Source organism: Roseovarius sp. MBR-154 (genome assembly GCF_053628595.1).
This window is the reverse complement of record NZ_JBRJGR010000023.1, coordinates 1-24,796: the sequence shown is the minus strand read 5'-3', so window position 1 is coordinate 24,796 and position 24,796 is coordinate 1. Positions and strand designations below refer to the sequence as shown.

Annotated in this window: 23 protein-coding genes; 2 read left to right on the top strand and 21 right to left on the bottom strand. The window is 63.2% G+C overall.

Translation table 11 applies throughout. The annotated features are described in order from the left end of the window. Positions 1-3 precede the first annotated feature (3 nt). The gene (locus ACSSV4_RS19340; RefSeq protein WP_350137368.1) at positions 4-189 is read right to left on the bottom strand and encodes a hypothetical protein; all 186 of its coding nucleotides are present in this window, start codon (positions 187-189) and stop codon (positions 4-6) included. A 149-nt stretch (positions 190-338) separates the two neighbouring features. Here ACSSV4_RS19340 and ACSSV4_RS19335 point away from each other — a divergent pair, with 149 nt between their 5' ends. Then, positions 339-1,370 carry a LacI family DNA-binding transcriptional regulator gene (locus ACSSV4_RS19335; protein WP_454276740.1) on the top strand — a complete coding sequence of 344 codons (1,032 nt, stop codon included), beginning with the start codon at positions 339-341 and terminating at the stop codon, positions 1,368-1,370. Positions 1,371-2,022: 652 nt separating this feature from the next. Here ACSSV4_RS19335 and glnT read toward each other — a convergent pair. The 19 genes from glnT to chrA form a co-directional block, all read right to left on the bottom strand. Further along, positions 2,023-3,351 carry a type III glutamate--ammonia ligase gene (gene glnT, locus ACSSV4_RS19330; RefSeq protein WP_454276739.1) on the bottom strand — a complete coding sequence of 443 codons (1,329 nt, stop codon included), beginning with the start codon at positions 3,349-3,351 and terminating at the stop codon, positions 2,023-2,025. A 73-nt stretch (positions 3,352-3,424) separates the two neighbouring features. Further along, a complete protein-coding gene (locus tag ACSSV4_RS19325) occupies positions 3,425-4,768 on the bottom strand; it encodes an FMN-binding glutamate synthase family protein (protein WP_454276738.1) in 1,344 nt (447 codons plus the stop codon). A gap of 11 nt (positions 4,769-4,779) precedes the next feature. Further along, positions 4,780-5,457, bottom strand: a complete 678-nt coding sequence (locus ACSSV4_RS19320; RefSeq protein WP_454276737.1) for a GltB/FmdC/FwdC-like GXGXG domain-containing protein — start codon at positions 5,455-5,457, stop codon at positions 4,780-4,782. Between the two features lies 1 nt (position 5,458). Continuing rightward, a complete protein-coding gene (locus ACSSV4_RS19315; RefSeq protein ID WP_454276770.1) occupies positions 5,459-6,388 on the bottom strand; it encodes a class II glutamine amidotransferase in 930 nt (309 codons plus the stop codon). A 163-nt stretch (positions 6,389-6,551) separates the two neighbouring features. Continuing rightward, a complete protein-coding gene (locus ACSSV4_RS19310) occupies positions 6,552-7,175 on the bottom strand; it encodes a helix-turn-helix domain-containing protein (protein ID WP_454276736.1) in 624 nt (207 codons plus the stop codon). A gap of 445 nt (positions 7,176-7,620) precedes the next feature. Further along, positions 7,621-8,340: an alanyl-tRNA editing protein gene (locus ACSSV4_RS19305; protein WP_454276735.1), complete on the bottom strand. Its 720-nt coding sequence runs from the start codon at positions 8,338-8,340 to the stop codon at positions 7,621-7,623. After that, a complete protein-coding gene (locus tag ACSSV4_RS19300) occupies positions 8,337-10,787 on the bottom strand; it encodes a DUF3772 domain-containing protein (protein WP_454276734.1) in 2,451 nt (816 codons plus the stop codon). Before ACSSV4_RS19300 ends, ACSSV4_RS19305 begins: the two co-directional genes overlap by 4 nt. Beyond that, entirely contained in the window at positions 10,784-11,815 is a 1,032-nt protein-coding gene (locus ACSSV4_RS19295; RefSeq protein ID WP_454276733.1) for a cysteine synthase A, read from the bottom strand. Before ACSSV4_RS19295 ends, ACSSV4_RS19300 begins: the two co-directional genes overlap by 4 nt. 56 nt (positions 11,816-11,871) lie before the next feature. Beyond that, a complete protein-coding gene (locus ACSSV4_RS19290) occupies positions 11,872-12,984 on the bottom strand; it encodes an NUDIX domain-containing protein (RefSeq protein WP_454276732.1) in 1,113 nt (370 codons plus the stop codon). Beyond that, a complete protein-coding gene (locus tag ACSSV4_RS19285; RefSeq protein WP_454276731.1) occupies positions 12,981-13,412 on the bottom strand; it encodes a TrgA family protein in 432 nt (143 codons plus the stop codon). Before ACSSV4_RS19285 ends, ACSSV4_RS19290 begins: the two co-directional genes overlap by 4 nt. A gap of 27 nt (positions 13,413-13,439) precedes the next feature. Further along, positions 13,440-14,645, bottom strand: a complete 1,206-nt coding sequence (locus tag ACSSV4_RS19280; RefSeq protein WP_454276730.1) for a class I SAM-dependent methyltransferase — start codon at positions 14,643-14,645, stop codon at positions 13,440-13,442. A gap of 84 nt (positions 14,646-14,729) precedes the next feature. Next, positions 14,730-16,151, bottom strand: a complete 1,422-nt coding sequence (locus tag ACSSV4_RS19275; protein ID WP_454276729.1) for a cryptochrome/photolyase family protein — start codon at positions 16,149-16,151, stop codon at positions 14,730-14,732. 48 nt (positions 16,152-16,199) lie between these two features. Further along, a complete protein-coding gene (locus ACSSV4_RS19270) occupies positions 16,200-17,420 on the bottom strand; it encodes an aminotransferase class V-fold PLP-dependent enzyme (protein ID WP_454276728.1) in 1,221 nt (406 codons plus the stop codon). Between the two features lie 100 nt (positions 17,421-17,520). After that, on the bottom strand, positions 17,521-19,224 hold the full coding sequence (locus ACSSV4_RS19265; RefSeq protein ID WP_454276727.1) for a BCCT family transporter: 1,704 nt from the start codon (positions 19,222-19,224) through the stop codon (positions 17,521-17,523). Between the two features lie 290 nt (positions 19,225-19,514). Beyond that, positions 19,515-19,742 carry a ribbon-helix-helix domain-containing protein gene (locus tag ACSSV4_RS19260; protein WP_454276725.1) on the bottom strand — a complete coding sequence of 76 codons (228 nt, stop codon included), beginning with the start codon at positions 19,740-19,742 and terminating at the stop codon, positions 19,515-19,517. Between the two features lie 82 nt (positions 19,743-19,824). Further along, a complete protein-coding gene (locus ACSSV4_RS19255; RefSeq protein WP_454276724.1) occupies positions 19,825-20,007 on the bottom strand; it encodes a DUF4169 family protein in 183 nt (60 codons plus the stop codon). After that, entirely contained in the window at positions 20,004-21,395 is a 1,392-nt protein-coding gene (gene fumC / locus ACSSV4_RS19250) for a class II fumarate hydratase (protein WP_454276723.1), read from the bottom strand. The genes ACSSV4_RS19255 and fumC overlap by 4 nt, the downstream gene beginning before the upstream one ends. A 101-nt stretch (positions 21,396-21,496) precedes the next feature. Further along, on the bottom strand, positions 21,497-21,952 hold the full coding sequence (locus ACSSV4_RS19245; RefSeq protein WP_454276721.1) for an SspB family protein: 456 nt from the start codon (positions 21,950-21,952) through the stop codon (positions 21,497-21,499). A 73-nt stretch (positions 21,953-22,025) separates the two neighbouring features. Further along, positions 22,026-23,273 (bottom strand): chromate efflux transporter, encoded by a 1,248-nt coding sequence (chrA, locus tag ACSSV4_RS19240; protein ID WP_454276720.1) that lies wholly within the window; start codon positions 23,271-23,273, stop codon positions 22,026-22,028. Positions 23,274-23,595: 322 nt separating this feature from the next. Here chrA and ACSSV4_RS19235 point away from each other — a divergent pair, with 322 nt between their 5' ends. Further along, the gene (locus tag ACSSV4_RS19235) at positions 23,596-24,111 is read left to right on the top strand and encodes a hypothetical protein (RefSeq protein ID WP_454276719.1); all 516 of its coding nucleotides are present in this window, start codon (positions 23,596-23,598) and stop codon (positions 24,109-24,111) included. A 211-nt stretch (positions 24,112-24,322) separates the two neighbouring features. Here the strand turns inward: ACSSV4_RS19235 and ACSSV4_RS19230 are convergent, their stop codons facing one another. Beyond that, a complete protein-coding gene (locus tag ACSSV4_RS19230) occupies positions 24,323-24,556 on the bottom strand; it encodes a hypothetical protein (protein WP_454276718.1) in 234 nt (77 codons plus the stop codon). Positions 24,557-24,796: the final 240 nt, after the last annotated feature.

Sequence of the window (24,796 nt, the reverse complement as noted above, 5' to 3'; positions counted from 1 at the left end):
CGATCAGCCGTCTGACCTGTTCCGCCTGTCGGCTTCTTTTTTCAGGATCGCCACGACGAAAAACGTCGACGCGGCCAGCAGAACCAGCATCTCTCCGACATCGCTCAGCGGCACGGCCACCCCCGATGCGCCAAGCGCGACATTCGCGGTAAAGGCGGCAAAACTCAGGATCGCAAGCACGAGCGCCATGGATGTTCCTCCCGGACGGAATCGGTTCTTGCCTTGATGTAAGCGCTTGCATTACGATATTGCAAGCGCTTTCATTTGAGTTTCCCGTGATCCGAGGCTAAAGGCTGCTTGTTCAGAAATCGCGCATGAGGGATTTGGAAAACCCGAAGATGACCCCGATAACCGATCCCCACCCTGCCCCGACGCTCGAGGATGTCGCGCGCGCAGCACAGGTGTCGACCGCGACGGTCTCGCGCTGTCTCAACACGCCCGACAAGGTCTCCGAACTCACACGGCTGCGCGTGATGGAGGCCGTGGGCAGGCTCGGCTACGCGCCGAATTTCGGCGCGCGCGCCATGGCCTCGCGGCGCACGCGCACCATCGGCGCGGTGATCCCGACGATGGAGAACGCGATTTTCGCACGCGGGCTTCAGGCCTTTCAGGAAGAGTTGCGCACGCTTGGCTACCAGTTGCTCGTCGCCTCCTCGTCCTACCGACAGGAGGTGGAAGAGGAGCAGATCCGCTCGCTGGTCGCGCGCGGGGCCGACGGGCTCCTGCTGATCGGCCATGACCGCGCGCCGCAGGTGGTGGAGTTCCTGCGCCACCGTGGCCTTCCGGTACTCGTGACATGGGCCTATGATCCGGCACAGCCGGGCGTCTCGGTCGGCTTCGACAACCGTGGCGCGATGCGGGCGCTTGCGGAAAAAACTCTGGATCTGGGCCATCGCAACATCGCGGTGATCACTGCGCCGCTGGCCGATAACGACCGCGCCCGCGCCCGGGTCGAGGGCATCCGCGACGCCATCACCGCGCACGGGCTACCTGTCGCGGGGTTGCCGGTGATCGAGACCGATTACGGCATCGAGACCGGTGGCGACGCCTTCGAGGCACTGATGCAGGCCCACCCCCGCCCCACGGTGGTGATGTGCGGCAATGACGTGCTGGCGGTGGGCGCGGTCAAACGTGCGCGCATGCTCGGCCTGTCGGTGCCGGGGGATGTGTCGGTCACAGGCTTTGACGATATCGACATCGCCTCGGTGGTCGATCCGGCCCTGACGACGGTGCATGTGCCACACCGTACGATGGGCGCTGCGGCAGCACGGCTCTTGACCCGGATGATCGAAGAGAACGCGCCGGTGGCGTCACAGGAACTGGCCGCCCACGTAACCTGGCGCGATTCGCTCGGGTCGCCACCGCGATAGCGGCCTCGGCGGGCCAGGCTGCGGTCGATCAGGCGCTCTTGCGGCGGTTCAAGGCCGGGGACCTGCACCGTGTGTCGATCCGGGTGAGGATCTGTTATCGACTATAGACGGCGAGACCGGCATTCTGATGCGGGTTGTTCATCCTTCGAGGCCCTCGGCTGGAGTTTGGCGATTGCAGCCTAACCCCGATCCCGGTGAACAACCTTCTGAGTGCGTACAGATAGCACCTGGAACGGGATTTGCCCTCATTGGTTTGAGGCGGATTCGGGAGGTGCGGAGCCGGGCATTGGTTGCGATTGCACTGAGCAATGAGGCGCGCGGTTTTCTGAAAGCGCAGTTGTGCAGGAACAAGGCGGCGCGGTCGATGCCCGACAGGTGCCGGATCATGTTGAGGCGCGCTGACGGCCTGACCAGCAAGGAACTCGCCGCTTGAATAGGCCCGAGTGTAAGAAAGACTTGGATTTTTTCGCGCGGCATTCCACTTGTTCGATCGGTTCTACCAAGGCGGCGTACAAGCTGACTGTCGCCGGGATGACAAGCACGCGCCGTGCCCGATTATGGGGGTCGCAAGTCCAAATCGCTTTTGTGACAGCTCAGCAGATCCTGTTGCGAAGATGACATTGGGAGTGGTGCGACACAGCCCCGCGCCAGATCAGATGTCGAGCGTGTTGTCCCTTTCCCATTGGGTGAAGTGCGACACATAGGCGTTCCATTCCTGCATCTTGAGGGTCAGGAACGCCGACGAGAATTCGTCGCCCATCGCCGCCTTCAATGCCTTGTCCTTGTCATAGGCGCGCAGCGCGTCGAGCATGTTGAGCGGCAGGCTGGGCGCGCCGCGCACCTTGTGGCCGTCGGCATACATGTCGATGTCATGGCGCATGCCCGGATCGGCCTGCGTGCGCAGGCCCGACAGCCCCGCCGCGATGATGACGGCCTGCAACAGATAGGGGTTGGCCGCGCCATCCGCCAGGCGCAGTTCGAACCGGCCGGGGCCGGGCACGCGCACCATATGGGTGCGGTTGTTGCCGGTCCATGTGACAGAATTGGGGGCCCAGGTCGCCCCGGACGAGGTGCGCGGCGCATTGATGCGCTTGTAGCTGTTGACCGTCGGGTTGGTGATCGCGGCGAGAGCACTGGCGTGTTTCATGATCCCACCCAGAAAATGCTTGCCGCGCTCCGACAGGCCGACCTCGCCGGTCGGGCCTTCACCCTCACCGGCAAAGACATTGGTCGTCGCCGTGTCTCCGGGCGCGTCCCAGACCGAGATATGGACATGGCAGCCATTGCCGGTCAGACCCTCGACGGGCTTGGGCATGAAGGTGGCGCGGAAGCCGTGCTTCTCGGCCACCGACTTGACCATGAACTTGAAGAAGGAATGTTTGTCGGCGGTAATGAGCGCGTCGTCGAATTCCCAGTTCATCTCGAACTGGCCGTTCGCATCCTCGTGGTCGGTCTGATACGGGCCCCAGCCGAGATCGAGCATGTAGTCGCAGATCTCGCGCACCACGTCATAGCGGCGCATCACCGCCTGCTGGTCGTAGCAGGGCTTCTCGGCGGTATCGAACGGGTCGCTGATCCGGTCGCCTTCGGGGGTGAGCAGGAAGAACTCGGCCTCGACCCCGGTCTTGACGTGCAGGCCCTCTTCGGCGGCCTCGTCGATCAGCCGCCGCAGCACGTTGCGCGGGGCCTGCTCCACGTCCTCGCCTTCCATCACGCAATTCGCGGCGACCCACGCCACCTCCGGCTTCCACGGCAACTGGATGACCGTGGAGGGATCGGGAATGGCCAGCATGTCGGGATGCGCCGGAGTCATGTCGAGCCACGTTGCGAACCCGGCAAAGCCTGCACCATCCTCCTGCATGTCCGCAATGGCCTGCGCCGGAACCAACTTGGCGCGTTGGCCGCCGAAGAGGTCGGTGAAGGAAATCATGAAATACTTGACGCCCCTGTCTGCGGCGAATTTGGCGAGGTCCATGGCCATGCGATCTGTTCCCTGTTGTCTGTTATGGAATTGAAAAAGGCGCAGCATTGCTGCCGCGCCTTCGGATGTCTCCTCAGAATGTCGTGCCGGGCTTGCCGGGCCACCAATCCGTGCCGGCCAGCGGCACCTTTGCCATCGCCGCCGCTTCCATGGTGAGCGCACAGAGATCCTCGGGCTCGAGGTTTTGCAGCCGGTTCTTGCCGCAGGCACGCGCGATGGTCTGGGCCTCCAGGGTCATCACCTTGAGGTAGTTCCGCAAGCGCCGCCCGCCCTCGACCGGATCGAGCCGCGCGGCAAGCTCGGGGTTCTGCGTACTGATGCCCGCCGGGTCATTGCCTTCGTGCCAGTCGTCATAGGCGCCGGCGGTGGTGCCGAGCTTGCGGTACTCGTCTTCCCATTTCGGATCGTTGTCGCCAAGCGCGATCAGCGCCGCCGTGCCGATCGAGACTGCATCCGCCCCAAGCGCCATGCACTTGGCGACATCCGCCCCGCTGCGGATGCCGCCCGACACGATGAGTTGCACCTCGCGGTGCATGCCAAGGTCTTCCAGCGCGCGCACGGCCTCGCGGATACAGGCGAGGGTCGGCATGCCGACATGTTCGATGAAAACGTCCTGCGTCGCCGCCGTGCCGCCCTGCATCCCGTCGAGCACGACCACATCCGCCCCCGCCTTGACCGCCAGCGTGGTGTCGAAATAAGGCCGCGCACCGCCGATCTTGATATAGATCGGCACGCGCCAGCCGGTGATTTCGCGAATTTCGAGGATCTTGATTTCCAGATCGTCGGGGCCAGTCCAGTCGGGGTGGCGGCAGGCCGAGCGCTGGTCGATGCCTTTGGGCAGGTTGCGCATCTCCGCCACACGGTCGGTGATCTTCTGCCCCAGCAGCATGCCCCCGCCGCCGGGCTTCGCGCCCTGCCCGACGACGACCTCGATGGCGTCCGCCTTGCGCAGGTCATCGGGGTTCATGCCATAGCGCGATGGCAGGTATTGGTAGACCAGCGTCTTGGAATGGCCGCGTTCCTCGGGGGTCATGCCGCCGTCGCCGGTGGTGGTCGAGGTGCCCGCAAGCGTGGCACCGCGCCCGAGCGCCTCTTTCGCGGCCCCCGACAGCGCGCCGAATGACATGCCCGCGATGGTTATGGGGATGTCCAGTTGGATCGGCGTTTTGGCGTGGCGCGTGCCAAGCGTGACCGAGGTGTCGCAGGCCTCGCGGTAGCCTTCGAGCGGATAGCGCGAGATCGATGCGCCCAGAAACAGCAGGTCGTCGAAATGCGGCACCTTGCGTTTCGCACCGCCGCCGCGAATGTCGTAGATGCCAGTCGCCGCCGCACGGCGAATCTCGGCATTCACGCTCTGGCTGAAGGTGGCCGATTGGATGGGTTGGGTGCGCGGGGCGCCGCTGTGGTCGTCTTTCATGGCTCTGGCCCTCAATAAGCGTTGTCGATGTTGAAATTATAGAGTTGCCGGGCCGACCCGTAGCGCCTGAACTCTTCGGGCCGCGCATCGCAGTCGCCGCGTTCCAGAAGATCGGCCAGCAGCGCGACATGCTCCGGGCGCATCTCCTTCTCGATGCAGTCGGCCCCCAGCGACTTGACCGATCCGCGCACGAAGAGCCGGGCCTCATAGATCGAATCGCCCAGCGCATCGCCCGCATCGCCGCAGACGACCAGATTGCCAGATTGAGCCATGAAGGCCGACATATGCCCGACATTACCATGCACGATGATATCGATGCCTTTCATCGATATGCCGCAGCGCGACGACGCATTGCCCTTGATGACGAGCGTGCCGCCATGGCCGGTGGCCCCGGCATATTGCGAGGCGTCGCCGTCGATCACGACGGTGCCCGACATCATGTTCTCGGCCACGCCCGGCCCGACAGAGCCCCGGACATTGACCGTCGCCTGCTTGTTCATGCCCGCGCAGTAGTAACCGGTAGAGCCTTTGACGGTCACGTCGATGGGCGCGTCGAGACCGACGGCAATCGCGTGGCTGCCGCGCGGGTTCTCGATCTCCCATGCGGTCAGGTTGGTCGCCTGCGCCTGCGCCTGTAGCGTCGCGTTCAGATCGCGCAGCGGCGTGGTTGCCATGTCGATGATCTGCATCTTACGCGGCCTTTTCCGTTGGGGTGGGGGTGTCGTTGTGGCTCCAGAAATAGACGGTCGCAGGTTCCGGCTCCCAGACGCGGGCCTGCTCGATGCCCGGCAGGTTCACCAACGCGCGGTATTCGGAGCCGAAGGCCACGTATTGATCGGTTTCCGCCATCACGGCGGGTTTGCAGGCAATCGGGTCGCGCACCACGCCGAACCCGTCCTTGGTGCCGAAAACGAAGGTGAAGAAACCGTCGAGATCGGTCAGCGAGCCTTCCAGCGCCTCGCCAAGGGTCGCCCCGTTCTGCATGCGCCATGTCAGGTAGGCCGCGCCGACCTCGGTATCGTTCTCTGTTGCAATCTGCATACCTTCGCGCCGCAGCTTGCGGCGCAGACGGTTGTGGTTGGACAGCGACCCGTTATGGACAAGGCACTGGTCAGCGCCGGTGTTGAACGGGTGTGCGCCCATGGTCGTCACCAGCGACTCGGTCGCCATGCGGGTATGGCCGATGCCGTGCGTGCCGGACATCGCGCGCAGGTCGAAGCGTTCGGCCACCTCGGTGGGCAGACCCACCTCTTTGTAAATCTCGACCGTGTCGCCCGATGACATCACCCGGATATCGGGGGTTATCCCGGTGAGCGCGGCGGCGGCCTCGGCAAGTTGACCGCGCGGGATTTCGAGAACCACATGGGTGTCCTTGCGGCGCAGGCGCACATCGCCGCCAAGCGCGGCCCGGAGATCTCCCTCCAGCGTGGCGAAGGCCTGATCGGGTGTGTCCGACTGCACCGTCAGCTTGGACACGGATGGATCATCCGCGCCATAGATGGCGATGCCCGCGCTGTCGGGACCACGATCCGTCATTGTGATAAGCATGTCCGTCAACATCGACCCAAGCCGTGGTTGAAGCGCCTGGTCCTTGAGAAAAAGCCCGACAATCCCGCACATCCGTGTCTGCTCCATGACTTGATTCCGCCCCTTGGGGCACCGCTCACAAAAGCTAGCATCGCGATGCGTGATACGCAATCAAAGTAAAAAAAGTTTCCCTTTAGGCAATATTTTTCACGTCACCCTTCGGCGCGTCCGCCTAAAAAAGCGGCACCACTCCAGATCAATTGCGCTGCGGGTAGCTGATGATCGACAGATACCGGATCGGGAACTTGATCAATTTCTCAGGGCCATGCGGCGCGTCGGCATCGAAGAACAGCGTGTCCCCCGGCTCGAGCCGGTAGGCCTCGCTGCCATGGCGGTATCCGACAACGCCTTCGAGCATGTAGATCGTCTCGATCCCGTCATGCTGGAAGGTCTGAAACGTGTCGGATTCGTCGTTCAGCACGATCAGGTAGGGCTCGACAATTACACCGCTGTTGTTCGATCCGATATGGCCAAGCAGCTTGTACTGGTGCCCGGCCCGCGTGCCCGCCCGTTCGGTTTCGACGCCCTCACCGGCCTTGGTATGCACCGCCTCGCGCCGTTCCTCGTATTGCTTGAAGAACGCGGTCAGCGGAACCGACAGGGCATTTGCCAGCGCCTGAAGCGTTGTCAGCGACGGCGAGGTGTTGCCGTTCTCGATCTTCGAGAGCATGCCGATGGACAGGTTAGTCAGCGCCGACAACTCCGCCACCGTGATGTTCTGCTTCTTGCGAAACGCCCGAACCTCGCGCCCGATGGCAACTTCGAGAACCTTTTCCTTTTCCTCCAATTCCTTATGGGGATCCTGCGTCAGCCTGGCCAAGTTTTCCGCCTTTTGGATTTTGATGAACTCGATGCTTTCGCGACTATACGGAACTTCTGACGACAATCCCACGGTGAGATTGTTTGGTTTTCATCCTGAAATGGCTGGCCCTGGCATAAAAATTCTCACCAGTGACTTCTTCGTCTACGGCTTATCGCCGCTTTCAGGAAAACACGCGACACGATGACCGCCAAATCCTCCATGCCGAGGAACTCTTTCCTCTTGAAGACCGGGGGGCGTACCGCGCTTACGGCTCCGTGGCCCGGCGCGAGTGGTGCCTGACGGCCCCGTAGTCGCTACGGCCGGGTGACACCTGCTCAAGCGGTCGACATTCGAAAGCAAACAAAAGGTTCCGCGCCCACGATTTACATGTCAGGATCGTCGCATCCCACGGGGCTGTCTCGAATTGATCGCCCACCCGTGCAAGCGTCAAGGGCATCGCTCGCTACCTCTCCAGATGCAGGTAGACCCGTCGGTTCTGACGGCCCTTCTTCTCGAATTTCCCGAGCCGCAGCGTACCAATCTCACCGGTTCGCGCCACATGAGTTCCGCCGCAGGGCTGCAGATCGACCTCACGCTCGCCTTGCCCGATCCGGATCAGCCGCACCCTGCCCGCGCCCCGGGGTGGGCGCACCGACAGGGTCTTGACCAGCCCAGGATCGGCGTCGAGATCAGCCTCGGTGATCCAGTCTTCGGTCACGGCCAGATCGCGATCAACCAGCAGGTTGAGATGCTCTTCGAGCGTGGCGCGGTCCTCGGGCGTGTCGGGCATGTCGAAATCCAGCCGCGACCGGGTCTCGCCGATGGCACCGCCTGTGACCGGCAGCGGTATGACGACTGACAATAGATGCAAGGCCGTGTGCATCCGCATATGCCGGTGCCGCCGCTCCCAGTCCAGAACCTGACGCAGCTCGGTTCCTATCGGCGGCAAGGTCTGTGGCTCTGCGGGGACAAGCGCGATCTGCGTCCCCTCCGCCTTGACACTGGTCGCCACGCTCAGATCGCCCCGCCCCCAGTCGAGCCGCCCGCTATCGCCCGGCTGACCGCCCCCGGTGGGATAAAAGATCGTACGGTCGAGCACGACGCCGCCTTCGGGCGAATGCGCAACCACGCGCGCCGCGGCCTCGCCCAGATAGGGATCGCTGAGAAACAGGCGTTCGGTCATCGTCCGTCGCCCTCGCCGTCCGCCGCATCGGAATCGAAATCCGCTTCGGTCTTCTGCACGCGGGCGGTGCTGGGAGGCGCCGCTTCCACGGAAGGGATCGTCGGCGCGCCAGCCTCGCCCGCCAATGCCGCGGGCATCGCATTGCGGAACCACACATCCTGCTGTGGAAAGGGAATCTCGATGCCGTTCTCGGCGAACCGGCGCGCGATTTCATGATTCATGTCCGAATGCACCGTCATCACCCAGTTCACATCGCGCAGGATCGCCCTGATCTCGAAATCGAGCGAACTGGCCCCGAAGCCGCGAAACACGACATTGGGCGGCGGGTTCATCAGCACCATCGGATGATCCTCGGCGATCTCCTGCAGGATTTTCTCGACCTTACGCGTTTCGGTGCCATAGGCCACGCCCACAGGCACGATCACCCGACCGACGGTGTTACCCCTTGTATAATTGGTCACCGTGCCGCTGACAAAATCGGCATTGGGCACGATCACATCGGTGCGGTCGAAGGTCTCGATCCGTGTGGAGCGTACCGAGATGGATTTCACATAGCCATGCTGGCCACCCACCTCGATCCAGTCCCCCTCGGAAATCGGCCGCTCGATCAGCAGAATGATACCGGCCACGAAATTTGACACGATGTTCTGCAAGCCGAAACCGATCCCGACCGAGAGCGCACCGGCGACAATGGCAAGCGAGCTGAGATCGATCCCGGCGCTGGTGATCGCGATCAGCGCTGCCAGGAATATCCCCACATAGCCCGTGCCCGAGACGATGGCGTTGCGCCCGCCGGTGTCGAGCTTGGTCTTGGGCAGGATGGTGTTGCGCAACGCCCCCTGCAACAGCCGGGTCGCCAGATAACCGAGCGTGAAGACCAGCGCGAGAGTGAGGAATATCGCGGGAGAGATCCGCGTACCGCCCAGACTGACCCCCTCGGTGAAGCGGGTCCAGAATTCCACCAATTGCGCCGCGCGCGCGCCCCAGATCAGCGCGAAGACCGGCAGCGACAGCAAGATCAGCACAAAGCCCGCCAGAACCGGCAGGAGCGAGTCCTGCGCCCTCTGGCGATTGCCGGTGATCATCACGTAAAGCTCTGTCAGAAGGCGTTGCAGGATCAGCAGCGAGGCCAGCAGCATCAGCGACAGCACCGTCGGCAGCAGCACCGCCTGCGCCGCCTTGACATAGCCGATTGCCGCCAGCACCGGGGCCAGCAGCGCAAGCCCGGTCAGCAACCGCGACAGAAGCCGCGCGATCCGCTCGCGAAAGCCGGTTTCGCTGTCCGATTCGGCCTCGCAGGCCCGCACATGCAGCGTCAGTAGATGGGAGAGTCGCCACAGCAACAGCCCGGTAAGCGCAATCACCGGGAAGACAACGACATTTGTCGCCTGCTCGCTCCAGTTCGCCCCTTCGGCCACCTCCTGAATGAAGTAGAAGGCCGCCAATACCAGCCCCATGAGCGCCCCGTAGAGACGCCCCGAATAGCGACAGCGGTCATCGAGGTTGAGCACCGGGCCGCGCGGTTCGTGTCGGGGGAATACCCTTTGCGCCAGCCAACGTGCCAGAAGGAAGATGAAGGCCGCAGGCAGCAGAGTAGAGAGGACAAGGTCGGCATGCGTCCCGGTAAGACCGGTCGCCTCTACGGATCGCAATAGCGCATAAACGCCTGCATATGGCAGGAACCATTCACCCAGCGAAATCAGGAAGGTGCTGATCCAGCGGCCGGCACTCGGCTCGTCTTGGCTGAGTTGCCGCATCAGGCGCAGGGCCCAGTACCGGCCACGCGCCAGAAGGACCAGTCCGAGCAGCAGCCAACCCACCACCGCGGGCAGGCTGTCGTTGAATACCGAACGGCCGACGGGGCTGCGCCAGTCGAGCATGACCTCTGTCCGGATCGACCCGGCAAAGCCGTAGAGCTCGCCCAGGGCTGCGGGCCAGTGCAGCGGATTGACTGGCGTCGGCCCGAGGCGCAGCAATTCGGCGGTCTGCCGGTCGCGGATGGTCTGGTCTATGCCCTGGATCAGCCCGTCGGCGCGGCTCCGCGCGAGATCCGCGGTGCGCACCGGTGCCTCAAGACGGGTGAGCCGCCGATTGAGTTCCTCGCGCTGCGCGGCGATGTCCTCGGGCTCGCGTCCCTCCTCCGGCACCGGTCCGAGCGCCTGCAACTGGTCTCGAACGGTCTTGATCGTGTTGGCATTGGTGCCCAGTGCATCGGCGAATTCCTGGCGAAAACCGGTCACCTGCTGGCGCAGATCCTCCAGCACCGGGGTTGACACTGAACCGCTTTCAAGCGCGTTCTCGACCCGCGTGGCAAGGGATTCCCACGCCTCGTAATCCGGGCCGCCAAGGGTTTGCTGGGCCACCGCAACGGGCGCTGTCGACACGGTTGCCGCCACGGCAAAAGCAAGCGACAGAACCAGACAGATCAGTCGCAGGAGACGGGTCACTCCACGAAGACTCCTGGAATGGAGCGCGGTGCCTGAGCAAGCCAGTTCGGTGTCGGAAGACCCTTTTCGCGCAGGAATTCGGGATTGAAGAGCTTCGACTGATAGCGCGTGCCATAATCGCACAGGATGGTGACGATGGTGTGTCCCGGCCCCATCTCGCGCGCCATGCGGATCGCCCCCGCGATATTCACACCGGTCGAGGCTCCCATGCATAGCCCCTCATGCTCGAGCAGGTCAAAAACGATGGGCAGCGCCTCCTCGTCTGGGATCTGGCAGGCGAAATCCGGCGTGAAACCCTCGAGGTTGGCGGTGATGCGCACCTGTCCGATGCCTTCCGCGATCGAGGACCCCTCGCTCTCCAACTCGCCTGTCGTGTAGTACGAATAGAGCTTGGCCCCCATCGGATCGGCGATGCCCACTTTCACCCTCTTGGGCTGCAACGCCATGCCGACACCCGCAAGTGTCCCGCCCGAGCCCACGGCACAGACAAACCCGTCCACCTTGCCGCCGGTCTGCTCCCAGATCTCGGGACCGGTGGTCTCGACATGTGCTTGGCGGTTCGCCACATTGTCAAACTGATTGGCCCAGATCGCGCCGTGCGGTTCGGTTTTGGCAAGTTCTTTTGCCAAACGCTCGGAATAACGGACAAAATTATTTGGATTTGAATAAGGGGCGGCCGGCACTTGCACGAGGTCCGCACCCGCCAGGCGCAGCATGTCCTTCTTTTCCTGGCTCTGTGTCTCGGGGATGACGATCACCGTCTTGAAGCCGAGGGACGCGCCCACAAGGGCCAGCCCGATGCCGGTATTGCCCGCCGTGCCCTCGACGATGGTGCCGCCCGGCTCCAACTCGCCGCGCGCGATCGCGTCGCGGATAATGAAGAGTGCGGCACGGTCCTTGACGGATTGACCGGGGTTCAGAAACTCGCATTTTCCGAGGATCTCGCAGCCCGTCTCCTCACTCGCGCGGCGCAGCCTGAGAAGGGGGGTGTGCCCCACGGCGGCGGCCAGATCCTGTGCAATGCGCATTCCCGTTGCTCCTGTGCTCGACGTTTCCCTGGGTTTAGGGCTTCACCAGCCGGAACTCAAGCCGATGCACGCAACCGTGCGCGTTCCCGCTCCAGCCAGATGAGGCTCAGCACGAGCGGGCCATTATTGGCCTCGCCGCTATGCAAGAGCGCGACGGCCCGGTCAAACCCGATGACATGGGTGCGGATATCCTCGTTCTCGGTCTCCAGCCCGCCCCGGCCGGGCGTGGCGTCTGGCAGATCGCACAGGCCCAGAAAGAGGTGAAACAGCTCCGTCGAATAGCCCGGTGTGCAGTAATGCGTCGAAATCTTCTCCAGCCCGCGCAGATCCAGCCCCGCCTCCTCACGGCATTCGCGAAACGCGGTCTCTTCCGGCGTCTCGCCCGCGTCGATGCGGCCCGCAACCGGCTCCAGCATCCAGGGTTTCGGGTCGCCCCGGCCGTAGGGGCCCATACGGAACTGCTCGACAAGCAGAATACGGTCGCGCAGCGGGTCATAGGGCAGAACCAGCGCGGCATCGGTGGCGACAAACACCTCGCGCTGCAAGACGGGGCTTTGCGTGCCGTCAAAGCGCGGGTGGCTGAGGTGGTAGCGGCGCGTGCGGAAGAACCCGGCATGCAGCGTCTCGACGTGCCTGTCCTCGACCTCGGCGCGCGAGCTCTGGCTACGCAGATCCGTCGGCGCGGCCGCGCGTGCCGCTGATTGCGCGGCCGCGCGCGACAGGATCATCGCTCGGGTCCCGCCCAGATCGGCGACGGAGCGATGGGGCATGTCCTCGACAATCTCACGCGCCGCCGCGCAGAGTGTCACCTGCGACGGCTCGGACCAGCACCCGGCCTGCCAGGCCAGCGGGCCGGGGCAGCCTGCAAAAGCGCATGCCGCCCTGACCTGCCCTGCCACCTGCACGGTGACCTCGCAGAGCGGGCCAAGCCCAAGCACCTCACCGACAAAAAGCAATGTCCCCACATCCGACGCAGCGTATAGCAGTCGCCCCTCGACGGAGCCAAGCCCGCCGACCAGCCCGGGCATCGGCAACGCCACCACCTCCGCGCTCAGTTCATGGTCGGTCAGAGTGGCCCCAGGCGCACGGTCCAGACTCGCCGCCCCGAGCGCCGCCGTGAGAAAGCTGCGCTCCGCCATTGGCCCATAGAGGAAAAGCGGAATCGTCACGACCAACGCCGCGCCACCCATTCTGCGATCACGCCCACCAGAATGCCGCCCGTCATAAGTGCGCCGATCAGCGTGCCGTCGAGCATGGTCAGAACATATTCCGCCGCCAGTTCGAACATCGAGGTGATCCCCTCGACCGCGCCATCATAGCGATTGTCAAGCGCGCGCTTGAGCATCTCGTTCAGGCTCTGGAGAAACACCGCCCAGAACACCAGGGCGGCCACGCCCGTCAGCCCCGCGCTGAAGCTCTGCGCATAACCATATCCGAGACGTCGACCGGTGACGCGCCATCCACAGAGCAGGCCCAGCCCGGCATTGACGTAGTTGAACCAGCCGAAATTCGTGTCATCCGGCATGAGAGGGCGAAACAGGTCAGAGCCCACCCAGCCCACGATGCCAAGCCCGATGGCGGCGGCGAGCTTACCCATCGTGGGCATACTATCGGTTACAGGCATCTATGCGGGCCTTGAGATGGTGATCTGGGTCACATCGCAACTACCCCCTTTGAACGCGCCCGCGCAAGAGGTGAGATAGAAATTCCACATCCGGCGGAAACGGTCGTCAAAGCCCATATCGGCAATCTCGCCCCATTTCTCGTTGAAGCTCTGGTGCCAGCGCCGCAGCGTCTGGCTATAGCTCTCGCCGAACTCGATTGAGCCAGAAATCGTCAGCCCGGCGCGCTCGATCTGCTGTCGCAGGACGGTCGGGCTGGGCAGCATGCCCCCCGGAAAGATGTATTTCTGGATGAAATCCACGTCATTGCGGTAGCTGTCCCAGCGACCGTCCTCGACGGTGATGATCTGCAAGGTGGCCTGCGCCCCGGGGCTGAGCCGGTCGCGCAAGCTCTCGAAGAACACCGGCCAATACCGCTCGCCCACGGCCTCGAACATCTCGATGCTGGCGATGCCGTCATAGGTGCCGCGCTCGTCACGGTAATCCTGCAACTTGAGCGTCACCTTGTCCGACAGCCCGGCCCGCGCAATCCGCTCGCGCGCGTATTTCAATTGTTCCTCGCTGATCGTGAGGCCGGTCACGCGCAGCCCGCGCTCTCCCGCCGCATATTCCGCGAACCCGCCCCAGCCACAGCCGATCTCCAGCACGTGATCGCCCGGTTTCACGCCCATCCGATCGACCATGCTGGCATATTTCGCGATCTGCGCCTGCGCCAGACTGTTGCGCCCCTCGTCGAAGATGGCGCTGGAATAGGTCATCGTGTCATCCAGCCACAGCCGGTAGAAATCATTGCCCAGATCGTAGTGATAGCTGATGTTGCGCCGCGCCTGTGCTTTGGAATTGCGCTTGAACCAGAACCGGACACGCTCATAGAACTGCGCGATCCTCTGGCCCGGATAGCCGTTGTAAATGCCGTCATCCTCGTTCAGCAGGTCCATGAAGGATTGCAGGTCCGGCGTCGACCAGTCACCATCGAGATAGGCCTCGCAGAACCCAAGATAGCCCTCGCGCACCAACCGGGCAAAGACCTCAGGGTCGTGGATCTCCAGCACCGCCACCGGGCCGGGGCGCGGCCCTTCAGCGCGAAAGACCCGGCCATCGGGCAACACGATATCGAGCCGTCCGGCACTGATCTGGCGGGCCACGGCAAAAGAGCGGGCGAAATAGCGCGGCAGGTCGGTCTGGCCGGCGGCGTCGGTCAGGATCATTCGATCATTTCCTCGTTTCTCATCGTCAAGGCTATTGGCATCGGTCCCGCGTGGGCAAGATTTTTCAACTGCGGCGATGAACATTCAGAACCCTCGTGCTTCATATGCGGCGAGCGCGCGTTCACGCCCCTCTTTCAGACCCACCACCGGGGCCGGATAGCGATCCTGCGGCGAGAGACCCCACGCACGCGGGACCGCATCGAAATAGGTCAGCGCCGTCTCGCTCGGGCTGCGCGTGCCTTCCGCGATCCAGCGACGGATGTACGCGCCCTCAGGATCGAACTTATGCAGTTGCGTTTCCGGATTGAAGACGCGGAAATATGGCGCTGCATCCGGCCCGCAGCCCGCCGCCCATTGCCACCCCATGGCATTCGAAGCCGGGTCCCAGTCGATCAGGCAATCGGCGAACCACTCAAGGCCGATCTTCCAATGGGTCATCAAATGCTTGGTCAGGTAGGAGGCCACGATCATCCGGGCGCGGTTGTGCATGGTGCCGGTCACATACATCTCGCGCATCGCGGCATCGACAAAGGGCACGCCGGTGCGGCCCTGTTTCCAGGCGATCACCTCGGGCCTGTCGGCATCCTCGTTCCACGGAAACGCATCCCATTCCTCGCGCCAGTTGCCGGACGCGATGCGGGGCGTGTGATAGATCAAGTGATAGGCGAACTCGCGCCACACGAGCTCCTTGAGCCACGTCTCGGCCCCATGTGCCCCCTCGTGCAGCGCACGCCGCCCGGCATGCCAGCACTGGCGCGCGGATACTTCGCCATAGGTCAGGTTCTCGGACAGGCCCGAAGTGCCGGGCTTGGCGGGCAGATCGCGGGCGGTGGCGTAATCGGCAATGGTCCCGCCGACGAAGCCCCCAAGCCGCCCCTGCGCCGCCGCCTCGCCCACGCATTGATGCGGCAGGCAAACCTCGGCCCCGCGCTGCATCGCGGCCGCAAGGTTCCAATCTTCCAGACGCTCGCTTTCGGGCCAAGCCTCGGGCGCAGGCATGTGCGATGGCGTGCTCTCGGGGGCCGGCACATTGCGGTTCTTCACCGCACGCCAGAACGGGGTATAGACCTTGTAGAACCCGCCCTGTTGCGTCTCGACCGTCCAGGGCTCGAACAGCAGATGCGCGTTGTGCCTCTCGGTCTTGATGCCACGCACTTTCAGCGCGGATTTTATCGCACTGTCGCGGGCAATCGCCTCCGGGTCGTAGAGCCGGGACCAATGCACCGCCCGCGCACCCGTCTCCTTGGTCAGGTCGAAGAGCACATCGCACGGGTCCCCGCTGCGCAAGATCAAACGGCTGCCCTTTGCCGCCAGCGAGTCCGAGAGGTCACCAAGCGACAGGCCAAGCCGCCATTTCGGCGCGGCACCCAACAGCGCGACACTGTCATCGTGAATGAACACGGCAATGACAGGCCCGCCACCCGCGCAGGCTGCCGCCAAGGCAGGATTGTCGCTCAACCGCAGATCACGGCGCAGCCATACGATGCTCGGTGGTATCTCGGTCATGCCCCGCCCTGCTCTTTCAGTGTCCTACGCAAGGCCGCCGGGGACGGATCAAAGAATATCGTCGAGCGCGGTCAAAAGCTTGTCCACCTCCGCGCGTGACGTGTAATGCACAAAGCTGAGCCGCAGCACGCCCTTTTCCGTATCCACGCCCATGGCCTGCAACGGCCGCACCGCGTAAAAATCGCCGCCCCCCGCCATAATGCCATGCGCGGCCAGATCCGCCGCTGCCTCGGCCCCCGGACGGTTGAGCGCGACAGCCACGGTCGGGGCCTTGGCCCCGGCATCGGTTGGCCCGATCAGCCGCATGGAATTGCGGTCCTTGAGATAATCGAGCAGCGGCTGCAACAGCGCCGTTTCATGCGCGCGCATCAGGTCATGCACCCCCGCATTGCGTGCACCCGCCGCGCCGTCGATCCCGTGATGCGCGGCAAGCGCGTCGATGTAATCGGCCATGCCCGCGCTCGCCGCGACCTGCGCGTGATCGGGTCCGGCGGGGGTAAAGCGCTTGTAGAGCGTATCGGCGTTGAAGTAATGCGCCTGATTGGGCAGCAGGCTGCCCAACTCGCGGCGCATCACCATGATGCCCTGATGCGGGCCGTAGGTCTTGTAGGCCGAGAAGAGATAGATATCGGGGCCCATGCCGCCCACGTCCGGCAGGCCGTGCGGTGCGTAACTCACGCCATCCACGCAGACAAACGCCCCCGCCGCATGGGCAAGCGCGGTGATCTCGACCACCGGATTGATCGCGCCCACCACGTTGGAGCAATGCGGAAAACACACCAGCCGCACCCGCTCATCCAGCAGGTTCTCCAGATCAGCCGGATCGAGCAGGCCGGTGTCCGGGTCGATCCGCCACTCGCGGATGTCGAATCCCTCATCGGCCAGCCGCCGCCACGGCCCCGAATTGGCCTCGTGATCCTGATTGGTCACGATGATCGCATCGCCCGGCTGCATCCATTGCCGGAACGCCTGCGCCAGAACATAGGTGTTCTGCGTGGTCGAGGGGCCAAAGCTGACCTCGTCGGTGGCCACCCCCATCATCGCCGCCAGCCTCTGGCGCGCCTCATCCATCTCCTCGCCCGCGAGACGGCTGGCATCGTAAGGGCCATAAGGCTGCACCTTGCGCTGCCGGTAATAGCGCTCCAGCCGGGCAATCACCGGCGCGCAGGTATAAGACCCGCCCGCATTCTCGAAAAACGCCTGGCCCGCAAGCGACGGCTCGGAAAATGCCGGAAATTGCGCGCGCACGAATTCATTGTCCAGTATCACGACCCCGTGTCCCCCGTCCTGATTTTTGCCTTACCAAACAGCAAAGCCCCCCGGGGTGCAACACCCGGGGGGCCTCTCATTGGTCCAGGTCAGGCCGGGATCAGCGTTTCTCGGACGCCAGCCCCTTCCAGATCGCGTAGCACATCACCAAGAGCACCAGCGTGAACGGCAGACCGGTCGAGATCACCGCCGATTGCAGCGCCGCAAGACCACCGCCGATCAGGAGCACGACCGCGACCGCGCCCTCGAAGATGCACCAGAACACCCGTTGCGAAACCGGCGCGTCGACCTTGCCGCCCGCCGTGATCGTGTCGATCACAAGACTGCCCGAGTCCGACGAGGTGACGAAGAACACGACAACCAGAATGATCCCGATCACCGAGGTGATCGTCGACAGCGGCAGTTCCGCAAGCATCTGGAACAGCTTGAGCTCAAGCGCCGCATCCTGCGCCCCGGTATAGCCATCGGCGACCACCTGATTAAGCGCCGTGCCGCCAAAGACGGTCATCCAGAGCACACAGACCAGCGTCGGGATGATCAGCACGCAAGTGATGAACTCGCGCACCGTACGGCCGCGGCTGACCCGCGCAATGAACATGCCGACGAAGGGCGACCAGGAAATCCACCAGGCCCAGTAGAACGACGTCCAGCCCTGCATGAAGTTGGTGTCTTCACGTCCGAACGGGTTGCTCAGCGCAAAGAGGTTCTGGAGATAGGCCCAGATGCTGTCGAAAAACAGCGTCAGCAGGAAGATCGGCCCGCCGACAAGGAACACGAACAAGAGCAGGATCGCGGCCAGCCCCATGTTGATCTCCGAGAGCACCTTGACGCCACCGTCAAGGCCACGCACGACCGAGACCAGCGCGATAGCGGTGATCGCGGAAATCAGGATCACCAGCAGAAGCGGGTTGTTAGCCACGCCCGACTCGTCGCTGTTGCCATAGGTGATGCCAAGAAACGAGCGCGTGCCCTCTGCCGCGTCACCCGATCCGAAGAGGAACGTCAGGCCTGAGGCCGTCTGCTCTGCACCAAAGCCGAGAGACGTGGCCAGACCGAACAGAGTGGCAAAAACCGCCAGCGTGTCGATGATATGGCCCCACCAGCCCCAGACACGCTCGCCCAAAAGCGGGTAGAAGGCAGACCGCAGCGTCAGCGGCAGACCCTTGTTGTAGGAAAACAGCGCAAGCGCAAGCGCCACAACGGCATAGATCGCCCAAGGGTGCAGACCCCAGTGAAAGATCGTCGCCGCCATGCCAAGTCGCTGTGCCGCCGCCTCGTCACCTGCCGCCGCACCAAGCGGTGCCCAGTCGGTGCGCGCGCCCTCTTCCATCGAGGTGCCACCGAGCGAGGAGGAGAAGTGGCTCATCGGTTCCGACACCCCGAAGAACAGCAGCCCGATCCCCATGCCTGCGGCAAAGAGCATCGCGAACCAGCCGACATAGCTGTAATCCGGCGTGGCCTCCGTTCCGCCCAGCCGGACCGAGCCATAGGGCGTCACGATCAGCAGCAGGCAGAAGATTACGAAGATATTCGCGGCCCCGAGGAAGAACCAGTCAAAGCCCTTGGTCACCGCCGAAAAGAGCCAGTCAAAAACACTCGCCGCCTGATCCGGCAGGGCCAGCGTGTAGAACACGAAGGCCACAACGGCGAGGCCCGAAATCATGAAGACCGGGTTGTGAATGTCGAGACCGAAGGGCCCGATCCTCGTCGTGATATTGTCCTGACCGATCTCGTAATCGGTCTCGATGATATCCGAGTCGCCCGTGGGCGCGGGGATACCCTGGTTCGCTGTTTCATCGGCCATTGCGGCCCTCCCTTGTCCCTTTGCCATGTCGCTCCGCACCTGACCCGGCCGCCCCTTTTCGGACGGGCGCGGGCGCGGGCGGCGCGCTGGCATTTTCAGCATTCAGAACCGGAAAGCACCCTTTCCCAGGCCGTCTTCAGGTGAAGGCCCCCGATCCCATTCGCCCCCTTAGGGTAACAAGCCCAGTTGTGAAAACACAACCGGTCAGCGGAGGATTGGGTGTGAAAAGCGACACATCGGGAGGGGCTGACAATTGAAAACGACCCGAATTCGCGCGTCCGAGGCGAAGATCAACCGGAGTGCTTCGCGCGATAGTGGCGCAGGACATGCACCCGGATCGCCGAGGCAAGACCCGCCTCAATGCCGCGCTCCGCGTCAATCCGGGCGGCCAGAGCATTGAGCGCGATGCCCTCCTCGGTCGCGATCTCTTGAAAGGCGCGCCAGAACTCTTCCTCGAGCGAGACGCTGGTGCGGTGACCGCGCAGCGTCAGCGAATGCTTGACCGGGCGCGCGCTCATGGCTGGCCCTGGAAGGGGGCGCTGCCCCCATCGCCGCACGCGGCGATTCGCCCAGGATATTTATGGCCAGAAGAAACCCGCATCAGTCATCCTCGCGGCGGTGCAGGTCGAGGATGCGGCGCGCCTTTTCGGCCTGCGTCTCTTCAAGGGTCTTCTGCGCCTTGGTTCGCCCGAAACGCGCCGAATTCTCGTCGGCGCGGGCCTTGTCGGCAGCCCGCGCCTTTTGCTTGCGCGCCCGGTTCAGATTGACCGGCCTGTCGCTCATCTCGGGCCGATCATGTCTTTTGGTCGCACCACGCGGTCAAAGGTCTCCGCATCCACAAAACCGAGCGCGATCGCCTCCTCCTTCAGCGTGGTGCCGTTCTTGTGCGCGGTCTTGGCGACCTTGGTGGCATTGTCATAGCCAATGGTGGGCGCGAGCGCCGTCACCAGCATCAGGCTTTCCGTCATCAGCTTTTCAATGCGCGGCTCATTGGCTTCGATGCCCATCAGCATCCGCTCGGTAAAACTGTCGGTCGCATCGCCCAGAAGCTGTATGGATTGCAACAGGTTATAGGCCATCATCGGGTTGTAGACATTCAACTCGAAATGCCCCTGCGACCCGGCAAACTTGATCGCCGTGTCATTGCCCATCACATGCGCCGCAACCTGTGTCAGCGCCTCGGCCTGCGTCGGGTTGACCTTGCCGGGCATGATGCTGCTGCCCGGCTCGTTTTCGGGCAGGATCAATTCGCCGAGGCCCGAGCGCGGCCCGCTCCCCAGAAAGCGGATATCGTTGGCGATCTTGTAGCAAGAGCCCGCCACCGTCGCGAGCGCCCCGGACAGGAACACCATCGCGTCATGCGCCGCGAGCGCCTCGAACTTGTTGGGGGCTGTGACAAACGGCAAGCCGGTGATCTCGGCCATGTTGGCCGCGACCGTCTCGCCCCAGCCCGGCGCGGTGTTAAGGCCGGTGCCCACGGCGGTGCCACCCTGCGCCAGCTCGTAAATGCCGGGCATGCAGGCCTGCACCCGCGCGATCCCCTGCCGGACCTGATGCGCGTAGCCCGAAAACTCCTGCCCAAGCGTCAGCGGCGTGGCGTCCTGCGTATGGGTGCGGCCGATCTTGATGATGTCCTTGAACTCATCCGCTTTCGCCTCCAGTCCCGACGCCAGCTTGTCCAGTCCCGGCAGCAGCACATCGCGCACGCTCATCGCGGTGGCGATATGCATCGCCGTGGGGAAGGTATCGTTCGAGGACTGTCCCATGTTGCAATGGTCGTTGGGATGCACCGGGTCCTTGGAGCCGATCTCGCCGCCGAGGATCTCGATGGCGCGATTGGCGATCACCTCGTTGGAATTCATGTTGGACTGCGTGCCAGAGCCGGTCTGCCAGACGACCAGCGGGAAATTATCGTCGAACTTGCCCTCGATCACCTCGCCCGCCGCCTGAATGATCGCATCCGCCAGCCGCGCGTCGAGCTTTCCGCTCGCCTTGTTGGCCTGCGCGCAGGCCTTCTTGATCACGCCCAGAGCCCGCACGATGGCAATGGGCTGCTTTTCCCAGCCGATCGGGAAATTCATGATCGAGCGCTGCGTCTGCGCGCCCCAGTACTTGTCGGCGGGCACTTCGAGAGGGCCGAAACTGTCGGATTCGGTGCGGGTGGCGGTCATCGCGAGATCTCCTTGACGGTTTGCCCCGTTCATAGCGAAGCCGGGCAAAAGATCAATACTGTATACAATTGAATACCAATGGGCGCAGCGGGCACCCTGCCCTATTTCCGAAAGCTGTCGAGACTGACCACATCCGCCTTGGTCGGTGCGTCCTGCTCGGCCTCCAGATCCTCGTCATCGGAGTCATCATCGTCGTGCTCGACCTCCTGTGTCTCGAAGCGCAGGCCGAATTCGACCGACGGATCGACAAAGGTCTGGATCGCGTCATAGGGCACATAGAGCCGTTCCGGCGCATCACCAAAATTGAGCGTGACGCCAAACCCCTCATCGGTCACCTCAAGCCCATCATACCAATGCTGCATGACCACTGTCATCTCGGACGGGTAGCGATCGCGCAACCAATCGGCGAGTTCGGCCTTGGGATGGGTGGTGTCGAAGGTGATGAAGAAGTGATGCGCGCCGGGCAACCCGTTCATCTGCACGTCGGTCAGAACCTCCTGAATGAGGCCACGCATGGCGCGATGCATCAGGTTTCCGTAATCGATCGAGCGCGACATTCTTTACCTCAGATCAGTTCTGGCATTCAGCATAGGGGATTCGAGGCAAAACAAAAGACCTGCAATGTGCCTCTCAGATCAATTGATGCCACGCCCCTGCGAGCACCGCAAGGATCGTCAGGACCCAGACCATCGACAGCCGCACGCCCAGCAAAAGCACCGCCGCCAGCAGCACGAAGACAAGGCTGAGCGGGCTGAATGTCCCCCAGACCGGCACCGGGCCGAAGGCGGTGTCGCGCACGCGCTCGAAGAGCACATGCAGCGCGAACCACACCGAGAGGTTGAGGATCACGCCGACCACGGCCGCCGAAATACCGGCCAGGGCCCCCTTGAGCCTGGGCCGGGCGAGGATTTGCTCGATATAGGGCCCGCCGGTGAATATCCATAGAAAACAGGGGGTGAAGGTGACCCAGAGCGTCAGCAGCGCCGCAAGCACGGCCATCCCCACCCCGCCCTGCGCATAGCCCGCCAGAAGGCCCACGAACTCGGTCACCAGGATCAGCGGCCCCGGCGTGGTCTCGGCTAACCCGAGCGCGTCGATCATCTGCGCCGTGCTCAGCCAGCCCTTGGTCGCCACCACCGTTTCGGTCATGTAGGCCAGCACCGCATAGGCGCCGCCGAAGGTTACCACCGCCAGCTTGCTGAAAAAGAGCGCCAGATCGGTCAGGAACGTGGCCCCCGCTGCCCACGCCACCAGCACCGGCGCAGCCCAGAGCGTGCCCCATGTGGCCACGGTGACCAGCGTGCCGCGCAACGGCACGGCGGGCGGGGGGATGGCTGTCTCTGCCTCGTCCCGCGCCCTCAGATACCCCCAGAGCGCCGCCGCCGCGATGATGACGGGAAACGGCACCGACAACACGAACATCGCCACGAAGGCCAGCCCCGCCAGCACCCAGCTTGCCCGCTCCTTCAGCGATTTGCGGGCGAGGTTCAAAAGCGCCTGCAACACAATCGCCACAACCGCCGCCTTGACCCCGAAAAACAGCGCCTGCACCAGCGGCACGCCACCATAAAACGCATAACCAAGGCCAAGCGTCAGGATCACCAGCGCGCCCGGCACCACGAAGAGCAGTCCCGCAATCAGCCCGCCCGACACGCCCCGCAGCCGCCAACCTGCATAGGTGGCCAGCTGCATCGCCTCAGGACCCGGCAGCAGCATGCAGAACGACAGCGCTCCCAGGAATTGACGTTCATCCAGCCAGCCGCGCCGCTCGACCAGTTCGGCGTGCATCATAGAGATTTGAGCCGCCGGTCCACCAAAGGACAAAAGGCCGATGCGCAGAAAGCTGCGATTGATGTCGGAGAGAGGGGGCGCGGTCATGCGGGTTTGTCGCGCGTGCGACCGGCTTGCGCAAGTCATAGTTCGATGACTCGCCGCAGAGGGTATGCAAGAGAGGAAAATGCAGGCTTCTACGTAAATTGGGTGATTCCTATGTAAATCAATCAGATGCGCTTTCAATAGGCTGCCAGACAGACACCGAACACGTGCAGAACGAACCAAGTCATTGTAAAACGGAAATTCCACCCTTCCTGCACGAAAATCTCTGCGGGCCTCTGTCGTCGCCACCCCCCGATCGGTTCAAGGGACCGATTTCCGTGCAGCGGCGCATGCACCGACTTCCTTCTCGAAAGGAGGGTGCACCATGACCACAAACCAACAAGGCCCCGGCTCCGCGACGCTGGAGGAACTCCGCAACTACTGGCGCATGCCCTCGCTGAGGGCCACGCGGGAGCTTGCAACTCGCCTTGGCGTGCGTCGCATCGGAGAACGCTATCCATGGCATTCCATCTGGGCCGCAGAAGGGCTCGCACCACCGGCGCCGCGTCTGTGGCCGGAATTGAAGCTGCCGCATATGACGACAGAGGATCTCGCGGGCATTCTGAAAGGGGCCAGACGCACAGCTCAGCGCGCGGGTCAGAAGAAGCCGGATGCGAGCTTTGCTGAGCGCCTGCGATTTCGAGAAAAGCCGAAACTGTGGCGGCGAGCCCAGGTGAACGACTGGGCCGCGGGCCTTCCCGTGCCGACCTACAAGACGCGGTATGCAACCAGAAAGGCCGGCCCATCCAAATCTCGACCGCGAAAGGTCCCCGATCGACCGCCATCGGAGGGGTTCGATCCCTTCGAGGAGGCACGGCTTGCGGACACGCGTGCCGATTAAATGACACCGCCCCCGAAGAACGGAAAAAATGACAAACACCCCACAAACCTCTTGCGGCATTCTTGCAAGTGCATGCATCCACGCCGCCAGCGCAACTAATTCGATAGGTGTTGATGCAGCTCTGCTGGTTCTTCCGAACGATGAGCGACCCAGGCGATCTTTCACCAGATGAGGCGTGACACAAGTGCGCGTGATTGGGGTGGTCATGTGCTCATGAAAAAAAGTCCCCAAAGAAACCACGGATGATGCGCTTATTCAGGAATTCCTGAACAACGGCGGCAAGGTCAGCATCGGGAAAACCAAGCCTCTTCCACGCGAGTTGGGTTTGAGCAATAATTCGTGGAACAACAAATTGACCAAAGAAGAAAAAGCAGCGCGCGAGAAAAAGTGACCCGTTCAGCGGATACTGATTTTTCCAAGTGATGCCCGCCGTTTCGGCCCACATGTATGTGTCGGCTGCTGTTCGCAATCGAGAATTTGGCACGATTTCGGAAATCGCTCATATGTATCCGGCCTGTTGATCGGCTCGCGGGCCGTGGCCTCGATAAGGTTGCGCACGCGCCGTGGTCTCATTAGCGGCAAGGTCTATGATGACCCAATGGGCCGTCAGACTCTGGGGGCGTATATTTTCCGTTCCATGCTGTCCTCTCTATCGCGAACTCCTTGTGGGCCGTGGAATACGTCA

Excerpts from the sequence above, each read along its gene's own strand:
- chrA (WP_454276720.1), bottom strand. The coding sequence starts at position 23,273 with ATGACCGCGCCCCCTCTCTCCGACATCAATCGCAGCTTTCTGCGCATC.
- fumC (WP_454276723.1), bottom strand. The coding sequence starts at position 21,395 with ATGACCGCCACCCGCACCGAATCCGACAGTTTCGGCCCTCTCGAAGTG.
- ACSSV4_RS19235 (WP_454276719.1), top strand. The coding sequence starts at position 23,596 with ATGACCACAAACCAACAAGGCCCCGGCTCCGCGACGCTGGAGGAACTC.
- ACSSV4_RS19285 (WP_454276731.1), bottom strand. The coding sequence starts at position 13,412 with ATGGGTAAGCTCGCCGCCGCCATCGGGCTTGGCATCGTGGGCTGGGTG.
- ACSSV4_RS19260 (WP_454276725.1), bottom strand. The coding sequence starts at position 19,742 with ATGAGCGCGCGCCCGGTCAAGCATTCGCTGACGCTGCGCGGTCACCGC.
- ACSSV4_RS19305 (WP_454276735.1), bottom strand. The coding sequence starts at position 8,340 with ATGACCGAACGCCTGTTTCTCAGCGATCCCTATCTGGGCGAGGCCGCG.
- ACSSV4_RS19230 (WP_454276718.1), bottom strand. The coding sequence starts at position 24,556 with ATGTGGGCCGAAACGGCGGGCATCACTTGGAAAAATCAGTATCCGCTG.
- ACSSV4_RS19320 (WP_454276737.1), bottom strand. The coding sequence starts at position 5,457 with ATGCAGATCATCGACATGGCAACCACGCCGCTGCGCGATCTGAACGCG.
- ACSSV4_RS19280 (WP_454276730.1), bottom strand. The coding sequence starts at position 14,645 with ATGATCCTGACCGACGCCGCCGGCCAGACCGACCTGCCGCGCTATTTC.
- ACSSV4_RS19340 (WP_350137368.1), bottom strand. The coding sequence starts at position 189 with ATGGCGCTCGTGCTTGCGATCCTGAGTTTTGCCGCCTTTACCGCGAAT.
- ACSSV4_RS19315 (WP_454276770.1), bottom strand. The coding sequence starts at position 6,388 with ATGTGCGGGATTGTCGGGCTTTTTCTCAAGGACCAGGCGCTTCAACCA.
- ACSSV4_RS19335 (WP_454276740.1), top strand. The coding sequence starts at position 339 with ATGACCCCGATAACCGATCCCCACCCTGCCCCGACGCTCGAGGATGTC.
- ACSSV4_RS19245 (WP_454276721.1), bottom strand. The coding sequence starts at position 21,952 with ATGTCGCGCTCGATCGATTACGGAAACCTGATGCATCGCGCCATGCGT.
- ACSSV4_RS19295 (WP_454276733.1), bottom strand. The coding sequence starts at position 11,815 with ATGCGCATTGCACAGGATCTGGCCGCCGCCGTGGGGCACACCCCCCTT.
- glnT (WP_454276739.1), bottom strand. The coding sequence starts at position 3,351 with ATGGCCATGGACCTCGCCAAATTCGCCGCAGACAGGGGCGTCAAGTAT.
- ACSSV4_RS19275 (WP_454276729.1), bottom strand. The coding sequence starts at position 16,151 with ATGACCGAGATACCACCGAGCATCGTATGGCTGCGCCGTGATCTGCGG.
- ACSSV4_RS19325 (WP_454276738.1), bottom strand. The coding sequence starts at position 4,768 with ATGAAAGACGACCACAGCGGCGCCCCGCGCACCCAACCCATCCAATCG.
- ACSSV4_RS19255 (WP_454276724.1), bottom strand. The coding sequence starts at position 20,007 with ATGAGCGACAGGCCGGTCAATCTGAACCGGGCGCGCAAGCAAAAGGCG.
- ACSSV4_RS19265 (WP_454276727.1), bottom strand. The coding sequence starts at position 19,224 with ATGGCCGATGAAACAGCGAACCAGGGTATCCCCGCGCCCACGGGCGAC.